This window comes from Synechococcus sp. UW69 (assembly GCF_900474185.1).
Classification (GTDB): Bacteria; Cyanobacteriota; Cyanobacteriia; order PCC-6307; family Cyanobiaceae; genus Parasynechococcus.
In genome coordinates, this window is record NZ_UCNW01000004.1 from 83384 (window position 1) to 96792 (window position 13409).

The 13409-nt window shown below is 61.1% G+C and carries 11 protein-coding genes, 1 tRNA gene and 1 pseudogene; 8 read left to right on the top strand and 5 right to left on the bottom strand.

Annotated features, from left to right (window positions below; genetic code table 11):
• The first annotated feature begins 25 nt into the window (after positions 1–25).
• The gene (gene infB / locus DXY29_RS01380) at positions 26–3355 is read left to right on the top strand and encodes a translation initiation factor IF-2 (RefSeq protein ID WP_115022255.1); all 3330 of its coding nucleotides are present in this window, start codon (positions 26–28) and stop codon (positions 3353–3355) included.
• Between the two features lie 14 nt (positions 3356–3369).
• Positions 3370–3930, top strand: a pseudogene (locus tag DXY29_RS13650) (low-complexity tail membrane protein); the annotation flags it as partial.
• Positions 3931–4602: 672 nt separating this feature from the next.
• On the opposite strand, the gene DXY29_RS13270 reads toward DXY29_RS13650, so the two are convergent.
• A complete protein-coding gene (locus DXY29_RS13270) occupies positions 4603–4875 on the bottom strand; it encodes a DUF3493 domain-containing protein (protein ID WP_170952078.1) in 273 nt (90 codons plus the stop codon).
• A 43-nt stretch (positions 4876–4918) separates the two neighbouring features.
• On the opposite strand from DXY29_RS13270, the gene DXY29_RS01390 reads away from it, so the two are divergent.
• The 6 genes from DXY29_RS01390 to DXY29_RS01415 all read left to right on the top strand — a co-directional run bounded on the left by DXY29_RS01390 (position 4919) and on the right by DXY29_RS01415 (position 10548).
• Positions 4919–4991 (top strand) — tRNA-Thr (locus DXY29_RS01390).
• Between the two features lie 294 nt (positions 4992–5285).
• Positions 5286–6230 carry a bestrophin family ion channel gene (locus tag DXY29_RS01395; protein ID WP_115022259.1) on the top strand — a complete coding sequence of 315 codons (945 nt, stop codon included), beginning with the start codon at positions 5286–5288 and terminating at the stop codon, positions 6228–6230.
• Positions 6230–6856, top strand: a complete 627-nt coding sequence (locus DXY29_RS01400) for a succinate dehydrogenase cytochrome b subunit (RefSeq protein ID WP_115022260.1) — start codon at positions 6230–6232, stop codon at positions 6854–6856. The genes DXY29_RS01395 and DXY29_RS01400 overlap by 1 nt, the downstream gene beginning before the upstream one ends.
• On the top strand, positions 6853–8772 hold the full coding sequence (locus DXY29_RS01405; RefSeq protein ID WP_115022262.1) for a fumarate reductase/succinate dehydrogenase flavoprotein subunit: 1920 nt from the start codon (positions 6853–6855) through the stop codon (positions 8770–8772). Before DXY29_RS01400 ends, DXY29_RS01405 begins: the two co-directional genes overlap by 4 nt.
• Complete coding sequence (locus tag DXY29_RS01410) at positions 8769–9497, top strand: succinate dehydrogenase/fumarate reductase iron-sulfur subunit (RefSeq protein ID WP_115022264.1); 729 nt, start codon at positions 8769–8771, stop codon at positions 9495–9497. The genes DXY29_RS01405 and DXY29_RS01410 overlap by 4 nt, the downstream gene beginning before the upstream one ends.
• 271 nt (positions 9498–9768) lie before the next feature.
• Positions 9769–10548, top strand: coding sequence for a prohibitin family protein (locus tag DXY29_RS01415; RefSeq protein WP_115022265.1), 780 nt, complete (start codon positions 9769–9771; stop codon positions 10546–10548).
• Positions 10549–10620: 72 nt separating this feature from the next.
• Here the strand turns inward: DXY29_RS01415 and DXY29_RS01420 are convergent, their stop codons facing one another.
• The 4 genes from DXY29_RS01420 to DXY29_RS01435 form a co-directional block, all read right to left on the bottom strand.
• On the bottom strand, positions 10621–10893 hold the full coding sequence (locus DXY29_RS01420; RefSeq protein ID WP_115022268.1) for a hypothetical protein: 273 nt from the start codon (positions 10891–10893) through the stop codon (positions 10621–10623).
• Between the two features lie 488 nt (positions 10894–11381).
• The gene (gluQRS, locus tag DXY29_RS01425) at positions 11382–12263 is read right to left on the bottom strand and encodes a tRNA glutamyl-Q(34) synthetase GluQRS (RefSeq protein ID WP_115022270.1); all 882 of its coding nucleotides are present in this window, start codon (positions 12261–12263) and stop codon (positions 11382–11384) included.
• A gap of 50 nt (positions 12264–12313) precedes the next feature.
• Entirely contained in the window at positions 12314–12589 is a 276-nt protein-coding gene (locus DXY29_RS01430; protein WP_006850925.1) for an HU family DNA-binding protein, read from the bottom strand.
• A 133-nt stretch (positions 12590–12722) separates the two neighbouring features.
• The gene (locus DXY29_RS01435; protein ID WP_115022272.1) at positions 12723–13382 is read right to left on the bottom strand and encodes an MBL fold metallo-hydrolase; all 660 of its coding nucleotides are present in this window, start codon (positions 13380–13382) and stop codon (positions 12723–12725) included.
• Positions 13383–13409: the final 27 nt, after the last annotated feature.

A 13409-nucleotide genomic window follows, 5' to 3' on the forward strand; every position in this document is an offset into this window, starting at 1 on the left:
CGGACCGATCGGAGACCCGAACTGAATGACCAGCAGCGGCAAAGTCAGAATTTACGAGCTGTCCAAGGACCTCGGCCTTGAGAACAAGGACGTGTTGGACGCGGCTGAAAAGCTGTCGATCGCTGCGAAGAGCCACAGCAGCTCGATCAGCGACGCTGAAGCCGGCAAGATTCGTTCACTCCTCGTCAAGGGCGGGAACGGTGCGAAGCCCGCTGCTGCTGCGCCTGCCAAGCCCGCACCAGGGAAAGCAATCCTGTCGGTGAAAAAGGCAGCCCCTGCCGCACCAAGCAAGCCCACACCGGCCGTGAGCAAGCCTGTGGCAGCCAAGCCTCAGGTGGCTCCCACGCCGCAAGCACCCCCGAAACCACCGGCAGCCACAACGCCGAAACCGATCATCAGCAAGCCCACGCCGGCCCCCGCAAAAGCGTCGGCGCCCCCGGCACGGCCTGCTGCCCCTCAAAAACCGCCGGCAGCGCCTTCGCGACCCACGGCTTCAAAGCCCGTGCCTCGGCCTGCAGCCTCACCCGCGCCGCGAGCAGCCTCAAAGCCCCAGCCCGTCAGCAAACCGCCAGCGACCAAACCGGAGCTGGTGAGCAAGCCCAAGGCTGCCGCCAAACCAACAGCACCCACCCCGGCTCGGCCAACGCCCCGTCCCGCTGGGGCTGGAAGTCCCGCGCGCCCCACCCCAGGCCAGGGCCAGCAAAAACCACAGATCATCCGCGCAGGAGCCCCGACACGACCGGGTGCACCAACCCGTGCTGGAGCCCCCAGCAAGCCCGGAGCCCCATCACGCCCCACCCCCAAGCCCGAACTGGTGGGTAAACCCGTGCCGCGTCGCCCTGCTGGCACCGGCGTTCCCCAACGCCAGGGGGGACCGAGCAGACCGGGAACCCCCACCCGACAAAGTCGACCAGGGATGCCCCCACGCAGTGGCAACACCCTGGAACTGGTTGGGAAACCGATTCGTCGCGACGGCAGCACTACCGGCAGCGGACGTCCGGGTGCTCCCACCCGTCCAGGAGCTCCTGGGCGTCCAGGAATGCCCGCTGGAATGCGCAAACCGGTGGCTCCCGGTGAGCTCATGCAGCTGCAGAAGCCGGTCGGCCGACCGACGGCACCGGCCCCCCGCCGTCCCGACGCACCGACCAAAGCCGGTGCAGGGACAGCCACACCCCCCGTGGCACGTCCGACCGCTCCATCGGCACCACGTCGTCCGAGCTTCCGTCCTGGCGGTCCTGGTGGCCAGCGACGTCCCGGTCGGCCGGATTGGGATGACAGCGCCAAGCTGGAAGCCCTGCGCAGCCGCTCGCCGCAGAAGCAGCGCCAGAAGGTCCACATCATCGGAGAAAACGATGATTCGCTAGCGGCACAGACCGGCGGCTTCGCCGGGGAACAGGAGAACATGGTTCTCTCGGCGAGCCTGGCTCGTCCCTCAAAACCCAAATTGCAGCAGCGCACGGCACCCAAGCCGGTAGCGGCGATGCGCAAGCGCAAGAAGGAAACCGCCCGTCAGCGCCAGCGTCGGCGTGCCATGGAGCTGCGGGCAGCCCGGGAAGCCAAGCAGGTGCGGCCCGAAATGATCGTGGTGCCGGAGGACAACCTCACGGTGCAGGAACTGGCCGACATGCTGAGCGTCGAAAGCTCGGAGATCATCAAATCCCTGTTCTTCAAGGGGGTCATCGCCACGGTCACCCAGACCCTGGATATGCCGACGATCGAGGCCGTGGCCGAGGAATTCGGTGTGCCAGTGCTCCAGGACGACGTGGAGGAGGCTGCCAAGAAGACCGTCGAAATGATCGAGGAAGCCGACAAGGCTCATCTGATCCGACGTCCTCCCGTGGTGACGGTCATGGGCCATGTCGACCACGGCAAAACCAGCCTGCTGGATGCCATCCGCCAGGCCCGCGTCGCTGCGGGAGAGGCCGGAGGCATCACCCAGCACATCGGTGCTTATCAGGTTGAGGTTGAGCACAACAACGAGCCGCGAAAACTCACCTTCCTGGACACCCCGGGCCACGCAGCGTTCACCGCCATGCGGGCTCGCGGCACCAAGGTGACGGATGTGGCTGTGCTGGTGGTGGCTGCTGATGACGGCGTCCGCCCTCAAACCCTTGAAGCCATCAGCCATGCACGGGCTGCTGAAGTGCCGATCGTGGTGGCGATCAACAAAATCGACAAAGAGGGTTCATCTCCCGAGCGGGTCAAACAGGAGCTGTCCGAACAAAACCTGCTGGCGGAAGACTGGGGCGGCGATGTGGTGATGGTGCCGGTGAGCGCCATCAAGGGCGAGAACATCGACAAACTGCTGGAGATGCTGCTGCTGGTTACCGAAGTGGAAGACCTGCAGGCCAATCCAGATCGTCTGGCCCGCGGCACCGTGATCGAGGCACACCTCGACAAAGCGAAAGGCCCCGTGGCCACGCTGCTGGTACAGAACGGCACCCTCAAGACCGGCGACGTGGTCGCCGCTGGTCCGGTGCTTGGCAAGGTGCGCGCCATGGTGGACGACAACCGTCAACGGCTGAAGTCGGCCGGTCCCTCCTTCGCCGTGGAGGCCCTGGGCTTCAGCGAGGTCCCCACAGCCGGTGATGAGTTTGAGGTATATCCAGACGAGAAGTCGGCCCGGGCTGTTGTGGGCGATCGTGCCTCCGATGCCCGTGCCACACGTCTCGCCCAACAGATGGCATCGCGACGGGTCTCGCTCACGGCCATGTCCGGTCAAGCGAATGACGGCGAGCTCAAGGAACTCAACCTGATTCTCAAGGCAGATGTTCAGGGCTCTGTGGAAGCCATCCTCGGATCGCTCGAACAGCTGCCCAAAGATGAGGTTCAGGTGCGTGTGCTCCTGTCTGCACCCGGTGAGATCACAGAAACAGACGTGGATCTGGCCGCCGCATCCGGCGCTGTGATCGTGGGCTTCAACACCTCCATGGCCTCCGGAGCCAAGAAGGCCGCAGATGCCACCGGGGTGGACGTCCGCGATTACGACGTGATCTACAAGCTTCTGGAGGACATCCAGATGGCAATGGAAGGTCTACTGGAGCCGGAGCTGGTGGAAGAAGCCCTGGGCGAAGCCGAGGTGCGCGCTGTGTTCACCATCGGCAAAAGTGCCGTTGCCGGTTGTTATGTCAACACTGGCAAGCTGCATCGCAACTGCCGGGTGCGGGTACATCGCGGGAAACAGGTGGTCTACGAGGGCGACCTCGACTCCCTGCGTCGCAACAAGGACGACGTCAAGGAAGTGGCCACAGGCTTCGAATGCGGTGTCGGCACCGATCGGTTCGCCAATTGGGAAGAAGGCGATCGCATTGAAGCCTTCAAGATGGTCACCCAACGTCGCAAACTCACCACCTGACCCCGCAAGCGATCGTGCAGCCCCGCAGCGAGCCACTGCTCTGGCTTCAGTGCCTGGCTCTTGGAGCCATCCCACTGGAACTGCTGGTGATCCGCCTGGTTCTAGCCGGCGCGGATCCGGGACCTGTGCCTGGTGTGGAGCGATTTCTGATCTGGGGCGTCGGGGTGCTGGCTCCGACTGTGGCGTTATGGCGGCGCCCCGCCGACTGGGGATCACTGCTGCTGGTGCGTCAGCCGCTGGCCAGCCGCAGCAGCGATCAACTCCGCATCAGTGCATCGCAAAGCGGTCTCAGCAGCCGCATTGCTGTAGTAGTGGCGGCGGTCATCCTGCTGCCCACCCTCTGGTGGCTCGATGATTCAGCAGTGCTGGTGAATGAATTTTCTCCGGTTTCGGGCCAGTCCCGCCTCGTCAGCCTGTTGCTTGTCAGTCCGCTGCTGGCGCTGATCGTCTGGCAGTTGCAGCAGTTGGTTCAAGCCGCAGCGGTCTTGGTTGGTTCGGCAACAACAATTGCGGCTGCTGATTCAACCTTCCGGGCTGAAGCTGTTGCAACGCAACGCACCAGCCTTGGCCTGCAGCTGCTCAACCTCCCCGCCCTGGACTGGCCGGAGGCTCAGGTAGACCCAAGCACTGAAGGCATTGTTGAGGAGGCGGACGTCGACGCGCCAGCCGTTGCTGAAGACAGCCAAGACCAGGACAAAGGCGAAACCGATCCGTCCAACAACGAGATTCCCGACAAAACCATCGACACGGACCCCGCGGAGCCGGAGACGAATGACGGCGCTGAAAACAAGAGCACCGAACAAGAGAGCACAGACATCAACCGGGGGATTCATCAGGACTCTGTTGAAACCGAAGCCAACGACACGGATCAAGCCGTTGAGGTGGCGGACGTCGACGCATCAGCCAGTGATGGCGTCGACCGAGACATCGACGCATCTGAAACGGAAATCGATCAACCAAACAACGAGATTCCCGACGAAGCCATCGACGCGGAACCCGCGGAGCCGGAGACGGATGACGGCGCTGAAAATGAGACCACCGTTCAAGACAGCACAGACATCAACCGGGGGATGCCTGAGGACTCTGATGAGCTTGAGGCTGAAGAGCTGAAGCTCGACAACGACGACATGAACGACAGCAGCAACTCCGCCCTGGATATCGACAGTGCTGAAGAAGAGGCTGCTGAAGACGACGTTGAGAGTGAAGCCGGTTCAGAAGAGAACGCCAACCCATCGGCTTCGCCTGAATCAGTCACCACTGCTGCCGCTCCTGTCCCGGTCGAACCAGAGCAGCCCGGTGAAGAGGAGGAGGGCACCGCCTTGGATCCCGAAATCAGCCAATTCGACACTGTCGCCAGCGGAAGCACGGAAGGCCATCGTGAACAGGCCGAGCCCAGCGGAGGCAAAGAGAGCGAACCAGAGCAGTCGTCGGAGCCCCCGCCAGGGAGTCTGTGACTCTTTGAGCAATCGCTCCCGCAAAGCGGGATCCAGGCTGGATTTTGAGCGCTGATTGTCGGACAAACGTCCCCGTGGGAATCAGAGCAAATGTTAAATTGCTGATGACGCCGATGTAGCTCAGCCGGTAGAGCAACGCTTTCGTAAAGCGTGGGTCGCCTGTTCAAGTCAGGTCATCGGCTTCACTTCATGTTCACAGTGGTTTAAGCACTGGTTGACGTCGATTCTTTATTGGCTCTCTAATAATTTGAGCCCATGAAATGGTCACAACACAACAGAATGCGTAGCCTCACGAACTAATTAGTAATTACAAAGTGAAGTAAGGGTTGCAATAACAAGCTGATTACAAGCACCGTTGCCACCAATGGGATCAACCAGCGAATACGACGGGACGAGACGCGCACGTCCGGCTTCCTAGAACTCCACGCAAGATGGCAACGTCAATACTTGAAAACCAGCGCTGTGCACGTTCTGTGATGCTTCCCTCAAGAGGCGTGGTCTTCGAAACAGGCAGCTACGGGGACCCGGCCGCTACCAACCAACGCGACTACTGGCGGGTGGCGTTCCAACTCGTGAAACGGGCGAAATTCGATCTGGGGATGCTGGTGCTGATGAGTGCTGTGCTGATCCCGCTCGACATTCACCTCAAAGATTGGTTGCTGAGCACGAAGGCCGTGGCTGTTCTCGGCATCGCCATGTCGATCTTCATCGGTTTCCGCAACACCCAAGCCATCAGCCGTTGGTGGGAGGCGCGAACACTGTGGGGATCCGTTGTGAACAAAAGCCGCTGTTGGGCCGACGGCCTACGCGGATTGCTAAGTAAGCAGCAATGGCAAAGTGCACGAACACAGCACTTGGTGCAGCTTCAGGTCGCCATTGCCTGGCAACTGAACTTTGAATTGCGCAACTTCTGGCACCCTGATCTCCAGTTGATGCGCCAACAGCTGCTGCATCAGCTCGCTCTCCCCGTCAACAGCACAGTTCGGAGCCTGTCGGCTCAACGGGCGATGGCCATTCAGCAGCTGGCTGAGGAGCAGTGGATTAGCGAGCGGGGTCGCATTCATTTGCTGGAGATCAGTGATGCCATGACCGATGCCGTTGGTGGTCTCGAACGGATCCGCAACACCCCGATTCCACCGCCTTACGACCTCTTCGTTCGTGTGATCAATTGGGTGTTCGGAACGCAGCTGCTGCTCTCATTCGAAAGCCAAGGTTCACCGATTACCGGAATCCTGCTCTTTTTCGGCTTCTTGATTGCTGAGCGGATTGGCGCCTACGTGGAAGGGCCTTTTGATCAAGATGGCAGCAGCTTTTCGATGCCGCTGAATACGATCTGTGTGGGAATCAGTGAAGACTTGATGCCTAGTGAACTCGACTACGGCAGGTATCGTCCCAGCCGGAATCCTGTGTTTTGGAACTGATGCAGGCCCCCAACCCGATGCGTATCGGATCAGCCCTGAGTGGGTTGCTGCTGGTGCTGTTTCTGGTCGTGCATCTGGCCGGTTTGTTGCCAGCGCTGATCGCACCGGTGCAGTTCAAGAACTACGCCACGGCCCTGCATCACCAGCCATGGCTGCCGGTGTTGGAGGCCGGCCTGGCCGCCACCGCAGCCGTGCATCTGAGCTTCACCATCGTCAAAACGCTGCGAAATCGAGGTGCTGGAAATACAGCTGCGCTGCGCAGCCGTCGTGGTCGACCGCTCGCGGCTCTCGCCAGCCGCAGCAAAGTCGCTGCAGGAATCATCACGCTGGGATTCCTAACCCTGCACCTGCAGCAATTGCGTTGGCCCCGTCCTGCAGACGGATTGGAGAGAGAGGCATTGCTGCAGGTGCTGCAGCAACCGATCAGCCTGATTGTTTATGCCGCCGGAAGCCTGGCCATCGGGCTGCACCTTCTGCACGGTGCTGAGGCAGCACATCGCAACCTGGGGCTGCTGACCCCGGTTAATGGCCCCAGCATCCGCTGGGGGGGGCGCCTGCTGGCGTCTGTCATCGGAGGAGGCTTCCTGCTGATCAGCCTGGGACTGGCCCTCGGAGGATTGGCATGAGCAGTGGTTGGCCTGACCCCAGGATTCCCTCCGGTCCCCTCGCCGATGCCTGGCGAAGGACCCGGGAGGGACTGCCGCTGATCAGCCCCTTACGCAAAGGGCAGCTGGATGTACTCGTGGTGGGGACCGGCCTGGCAGGCGCTTCAGCGGCGGCAACCCTGGCGCAGCAGGGCTACCGGGTCACGGTGCTCAGCTTTCACGACAGCCCGCGACGTGCCCATTCGGTGGCGGCCCAGGGGGGCATCAATGCCGCACGTTCTGTAGCGGTGGATGGCGACAGCGTCAGCCGCCTGTTCGCTGACACCCTCAAGGGAGGCGACTTCCGCGCCCGCGAATCAGGCTGCCAGCGACTGGCGGAAATCAGCAGCGGCATCATCGATCAATGCGTCGCCCAGGGGGTGCCGTTCGCTCGCGAATACGGCGGCAGCCTGGCCACCCGCAGTTTTGGCGGAGCGCTGGTGAGCCGCACCTTCTATGCCCGGGGGCAGACCGGCCAGCAATTGCTCTATGGCGCCTACCAGGCCTTGATGCGCCAGGTGGAGCTGGGCCGCGTTCAACTGCTCACCCGCCGGGACGTGCTGGAGCTGATCACCGTGGATGGGGTCGCACGCGGTGTGGTGGCGCGCCATCTGCTGAGCGGTGAGCTGGAGGTGCACACCGCCCGCACTGTCCTGCTCTGCACCGGTGGCTACAGCAACGTCTACTTCCTCTCCACCAATGCGCTCAAGTCCAACACCAGTGCGATCTGGCGAGCCCACTGCAAAGGGGCCCTCTTCGCCAATCCCTGCTTCACCCAGATTCATCCCACCTGCATTCCTAGTGGCGATGTCTTCCAGAGCAAGCTGACACTGATGAGCGAAAGCCTGCGCAACGACGGGCGGGTCTGGCTGCCCAAAAACCCGGACGAGACACGATCTCCCGATGCGATTCCTGAAGAGGAGCGCGACTACTTCTTGGAGAGGCTTTATCCCACCTACGGCAACATGACGCCGCGGGACGTCGCCTCCAGGCGAGCCAGGGAGCTTTGCAACGCCGGGCGTGGCGTCGGCCCGGGGGGGCGATCGGTCTACCTCGACCTCACCGATGCCATCAAAGCCGAAGGTCGCGGCGCCATTGCTGCGCGCTACGGCAACTTGATGACGATGTACGAGCGGATCAGCGGCGACGACCCCTACAGCAAGCCGATGCGGATCTATCCCGCCCCCCACTACACAATGGGCGGCCTCTGGGTCGACTACCACCTGATGAGTTCGGTCCCAGGCCTCTTTGTGCTCGGGGAAGCGAACTACTCCGAGCATGGCGCCAACCGACTCGGGGCCAGCGCCTTGATGCAAGGGCTTGCCGATGGCTACTTCATCGCGCCGTCCACGGTCACGGCCTGGCTGGCGAGCACACCGGCCGAGGATCTCTCCACCGACCACCCGGCCTGCCGCGAGGCCCTGGAGAGCACACACACCCGGATCAGCCAATTGCTCAACAACAAGGGCAACACCCCGGTGGACAGCTTCCATCGCGAGCTAGGAAGCGTGATGATCGACCGCTGCGGCATCAGCCGCCATGCCAATGGCCTGCAGGAGGGGCTGCAGCAGGTGCGATCCCTGGAACAGCGCTTCGACACTGAAGTGCGGGTGCCCGGCGACGCCAGCGGTCCCAATGCCGAGCTGGAGAAAGCTCTGCGGGTTAAAGACTTCTTCGGGCTTGCCCAATTGATGCTGCGGGATGCCCTAGCCCGAGAGGAGTCTTGCGGCGCCCACTTCCGCGAGGAACACCAGAGTGAAGATGGTGAAGCTCGTCGCGACGATGCCAACTTCGCCCACATCGCGGCCTGGGAGCACAACACAGACGGAGAGCCGATCCGCCACAGCGAACCGCTGCAGTTCACCACGTTGCAACCCAGCACCCGGAGCTACAAATGAAACTCACCCTGCGCATCTGGCGCCAGAGCAGCGCCGATCAACCCGGGACACATCAGAGCTATCTACTGGAGAACGTCTCCCCCGATCTCTCCCTGCTTGAAGCACTTGATCAGCTCAATGAACAACTGATCAGCTCCGGAGAACGGCCCGTGAGCTTCGAGCACGACTGCCGCGAAGGGATCTGCGGCAGCTGCGGCTTCCTCGTGAATGGCCAGGCCCATGGACCTCGGACCGCCACATCGGTGTGCCAGCTGTATCTGCGGGAGTTCAGCGATGGCACGGTGCTGACCCTGGAGCCCTGGAGCGCACGAGCCTTCCCTCCAATCCAGGACCTGATGGTGGACCGCTCCGCCTTCGACCGCCTTATCGCCGCCGGGGGCTACTGCTCCACAGGCACTGGTCAGGCCCCGGATGGCAACGCCTTGCCGGTGGGGCGAGAGCAAGCCACTAGCGCCTTCAGCACAGCGACCTGCATCGGTTGTGGCGCCTGCGTCGCCAGCTGCCGCAATGCCTCAGCCAGCCTGTTCGTGGCCGCCAAACTGGCGCATTTGGGTCAGCTCCCGCAGGGGCAACCGGAACGGGCCCGCCGTGCCGATGCCATGCAACGCCAGATGGAGGAGGAGGGCTTCGGCAGCTGCAGCAGCAACCTCGAATGCGAGGCGGTGTGTCCGCAGGAGATTTCCGCGGACTGGATCAGCTGGATGCACAGAGAAGTAAGGAGCTAATTCAATGAACGGCAAGCTCCTCGTTGCAGGCATTGTTGGTTTCTTCCTTCTGTTCTTTGTGATGGAGTCCTGGTTGATGAGGGGCCTTCCCCACTGATCTTCAGGAGCACAAACGATCCAGACCTACACCAAACAACAGAACTGACCCACACTGCTCATCAACGAAGCAACAAAAATTGCAGCAGACCCAGCCCAGAAATCCCCAGAATATTTTTTCATCACAACCAACAAGGGATCACTAATATTTTAATTATCGATTCACGCCATCATCATGCAATCCAAGGGCCAACCAGAGCAGATCACAAAAACAGTGGTCGGCATCACGACGGTCTTCATTGGTGGCATCGCCCTCTTATCGACTGTTTTCGTTGTTCCCGCTGGCGAAGTTGGCGTTGTCACAACCCTGGGGAAAGTCTCCGACACCCCGCGGGAACCAGGCTTGAACTTAAAACTCCCTTTTATTCAGTCAACCCATAACTTCAGCGTAAGAACGCAGGTCATCCCCGAAAAATTTTCGACACTCACCAAGGATTTACAGGTAATCGAAGCAACAGCAACGGTGAAATACGCCGTCAAACCTGGGGAGGCGCCAAGGATTTACAGCACCATTGCCACCGACGATTCTGCAATCTATGCAAGGGTGATTCAGCCATCACTGCTGAAGTCTCTGAAGTCGGTGTTCTCGAAGTATGAACTCGACACCATCGCAACTGACTGGAACAACATCTCCACCCTTGTGCAAGAAAGCGTCTCAAACGAACTGAGCAAATTCGACTATGTGGCCGTGAAGGGCCTCGATATCACTGGCCTCAAGATCGCCGAAGAATACAGAGCAGCAATTGAACAAAAACAAATTGCTCAACAGCAGCTTCTACGCGCAAAAACAGAGGTTCAAATTGCAGAGCAAGAAGCCCTTAAGTTTCAAACATTGACCAAGTCGCTTAATGACAGTGTCCTCTACAAGCTCTTTCTCGATAAGTGGGACGGCAAAACCAAGGTGGTACCGCCCATCCGCGGGGGAAGCACAACACCGGTCATTGTTGGTCAATGACCGGGTTGGTCAATGGCCGGGTTGGTCAATGGCCGGACGTGGGAGAAACACATCGGCGACCAGGCTCTCGCTTCAGAGCCCAGCGCAGCCGCGGGTTGCAGCCTGCAGATCCACAACGGCCTGAGCACCGCGGCCAGCCTTCAGTTGCTGCATGATCAAATCGGCCTGGACGCCCAGCAACAACGTCTGACAGGGGTACGCACTGCGAGCCGATGCCCGTCGCTGAAGGGCCTCCGCCTCAAGCAGGGCCTGTTGACAGAGCTGGTGGTGACCCGCTTCAAGGCAGCGCTGAGCTCGGGCCTGAAAGGCAGTCAGGGACGAGGCCAGCGCTGCCGGGGCCACCATGCCGAAAGCGAGCAGGACTGTGACGGAGCGCGTGAGCAGGGCTCAGGGGGACGATTTACTGAGATGATGCCGCAACAACGATCAATCACACCGCCGTGTACACAGACTGGACCGCCCTTGCTCTGCTGCTGTTCACTGCGGTGCCTCTGTTGATCGTGGTGGCGACGGTGACCTATTTCGTGATCCAGAACAACCAAAAAGCTCCCCTGAGCTGAGATTCAGCCCACCGAAGCTCAGGCCATCGGCCGGGTCGGACAACTGAGTTTGGCCAGGCCAGGCGCGTTGATCGGCTGGTGGTTCAACGGTGCGGACTGCACGGCTGAACTGAGCTGACCAGTCCCAAGACAGACAATGCATGTTCGGAAGCGATCACCCGAAACACGCTGCATTCCACTGCCCCCACAAACGGTGCAAGTGCACATGATCCCAAGGATCAGAAGATGAATTCAGTTTGAGGCGAAATCCCTCGAGCGATCCCGAAGTGATCCTTAAGAAATCACTGCATTGATCTCCTGATGCGTCAAGTCTTCGAGCAACTCTGTTGCGCTGAGCCGTGCATCGGGGTCCACCAGCTGGAGGCCCGAGGCCAAGCGTCCGACAACCATGGCCGCATCCATCCCCGCGGCACGGAGCGATGCCAAGCCTGAACTAGCGACTCGCTTGGAGAGTTTTTGTCCTTGGGCATCGCGCAGCAGCGGGCCATGCCGAAACAGGGGCGGTTGTTGACCCAAGGCATCAAACAAGCTGCGCTGGGCCGGCAACGCTTCCCGTAGATCGGCACCACGCACCACATCGGTGATGCCAAAACTGAGTTCGTCGATCACGGTGGCGAGCTGATATGCGATGAACCCGTCGGCCCGGCGCAGCACAACATCACCACTGCCGTGGGGGTCATCATCTGCGACCCGCAAGCGCCAACTGGGGAGCCGCTGCTGCTGCCAGCCCCAGGCGTGCCCAGCCTGCCGGCACATCCCTGGATAGATCGGTTGATCGGCCAGCTCCCGCCGGGAACAGCGACAGGCAAAAAGACGACCGGAACGGCGCAACCACGACAACCAGGAGTGATAGATGCCACGCCGTTCGCTCTGCAGCACAGGGGGGCCATCCCAAGACAGACCCAGCCAGACCAAATCCCTTTGGATCGACTCAATTGCACCGGCGCGATTGCGCGGCGTATCGAGGTCATCAATGCGCAGCAACCAAGCACCACCGGCCTGACGTGCCGCCAACCACGACAGCAGAGCCGTCTGCAGATTGCCGAGATGGAGGGCCCCAGTGGGCGACGGGGCAAAACGACCGCGATAGCCACCACCAGCCCACAGGGCTCGGCCCGCCTCCAGATGCTGCTGCAGATGCTCCGGAACAGACATAAAAAAGGCGACCCATCGGGCCGCCTGGGGAACGAAAGATGAACCGTGGATCAGCCCTGAACGCGATCTTTGAACATCTTGCCGGCGGTGAAGGCGGGAACACGCTTGGCAGGAATCGCGATCTTCTCTCCGGTCTTGGGGTTCAGACCCTGACGGGCAGAACGCTCACGGGGCTCAAACGAACCGAAACCCAGGATGGAAACTTTCTTGCCTTCAACCACAGAGTCGATGATCGTGTCGATGGCGGCGTCGACAACCATGGAGACGTCGGTCTTGGTGAGCTCGGTGCGAGCAGCCACCAGATTCACCAGATCAGCTTTGTTCATTGGTTAGAGAGAGTCGGGGGGCGGGAGACGGCTCAAAAACGGCGTAGTGGTCTCGCCGCTGCCTTCCCCAAGCGGCCCAATCGTATGGAGAGCAACCGGTTGCTGCAAGCGAAAAGTCCTGTGCCGCAATGCTTTAGCAGTTCTGCGCAACATCACGCCACCCACTAAAGGGCACAAGACGCTCCCCACGCAGGGCACCGAGTGCAGCCCCAGACAACAGATGGGGACTGGCATCTGGGGGAATCCAACCCTTGAGTTTGGCCAGACTGTTGAGCTGTCTGGACCAGTGAAAAGTCCGGGCATGGCGCATGGGTGCGAGCTGCCCTGGAGCCCATGGCGTCAGCAAACGCCCGCAGAACAACAGCTCATTTGGTGCCGGTGCGAACACCACACAGCTTCCCGGCGTCGGACCCGGCGTCCACAACAGCCGCACTCCAGCGACGGTGGTGTGCTGCTCAACGAAGGTCTCCAACGGCTGAACATTGGGCAATAGATAAGCCTCCTGTTCTTGCACCAGCACCGGCCAGCCCAAACGCTCCTGCAGGCGACGCAGGCGCCCATGCCCTTCACGACTGGTCAGCAAGATCCTTGGGATGCGCGTTCCCGCCAGCTGACGCAGGGCGGTGAGGCTGGCCTCCGTCAACGGCGGACAGTCCACCAATACCGGCTCGGGATCCAGATCCAGCCACCAGGCGCTGCCGCCCTGACTGTCGCGGTTGGGCGGAAACAACCAGAGGTTGTCGCGCAGCTGCTGCGGCGGCCGACCGGCCTCAAGTGTGGTGGTCATCGCCATCGCTTCACACAACGGACCAAACCACTA

Coding starts and splice junctions, on each gene's coding strand:
- DXY29_RS01410 (WP_115022264.1), top strand. CDS start 8,769: ATGAAACTCACCCTGCGCATCTGGCGCCAGAGCAGCGCCGATCAACCC.
- DXY29_RS01435 (WP_115022272.1), bottom strand. CDS start 13,382: ATGGCGATGACCACCACACTTGAGGCCGGTCGGCCGCCGCAGCAGCTG.
- gluQRS (WP_115022270.1), bottom strand. CDS start 12,263: ATGTCTGTTCCGGAGCATCTGCAGCAGCATCTGGAGGCGGGCCGAGCC.
- DXY29_RS01400 (WP_115022260.1), top strand. CDS start 6,230: ATGCAGGCCCCCAACCCGATGCGTATCGGATCAGCCCTGAGTGGGTTG.
- DXY29_RS01420 (WP_115022268.1), bottom strand. CDS start 10,893: ATGGTGGCCCCGGCAGCGCTGGCCTCGTCCCTGACTGCCTTTCAGGCC.
- DXY29_RS01405 (WP_115022262.1), top strand. CDS start 6,853: ATGAGCAGTGGTTGGCCTGACCCCAGGATTCCCTCCGGTCCCCTCGCC.
- infB (WP_115022255.1), top strand. CDS start 26: ATGACCAGCAGCGGCAAAGTCAGAATTTACGAGCTGTCCAAGGACCTC.
- DXY29_RS01395 (WP_115022259.1), top strand. CDS start 5,286: ATGCTTCCCTCAAGAGGCGTGGTCTTCGAAACAGGCAGCTACGGGGAC.
- DXY29_RS01430 (WP_006850925.1), bottom strand. CDS start 12,589: ATGAACAAAGCTGATCTGGTGAATCTGGTGGCTGCTCGCACCGAGCTC.
- DXY29_RS01415 (WP_115022265.1), top strand. CDS start 9,769: ATGCAATCCAAGGGCCAACCAGAGCAGATCACAAAAACAGTGGTCGGC.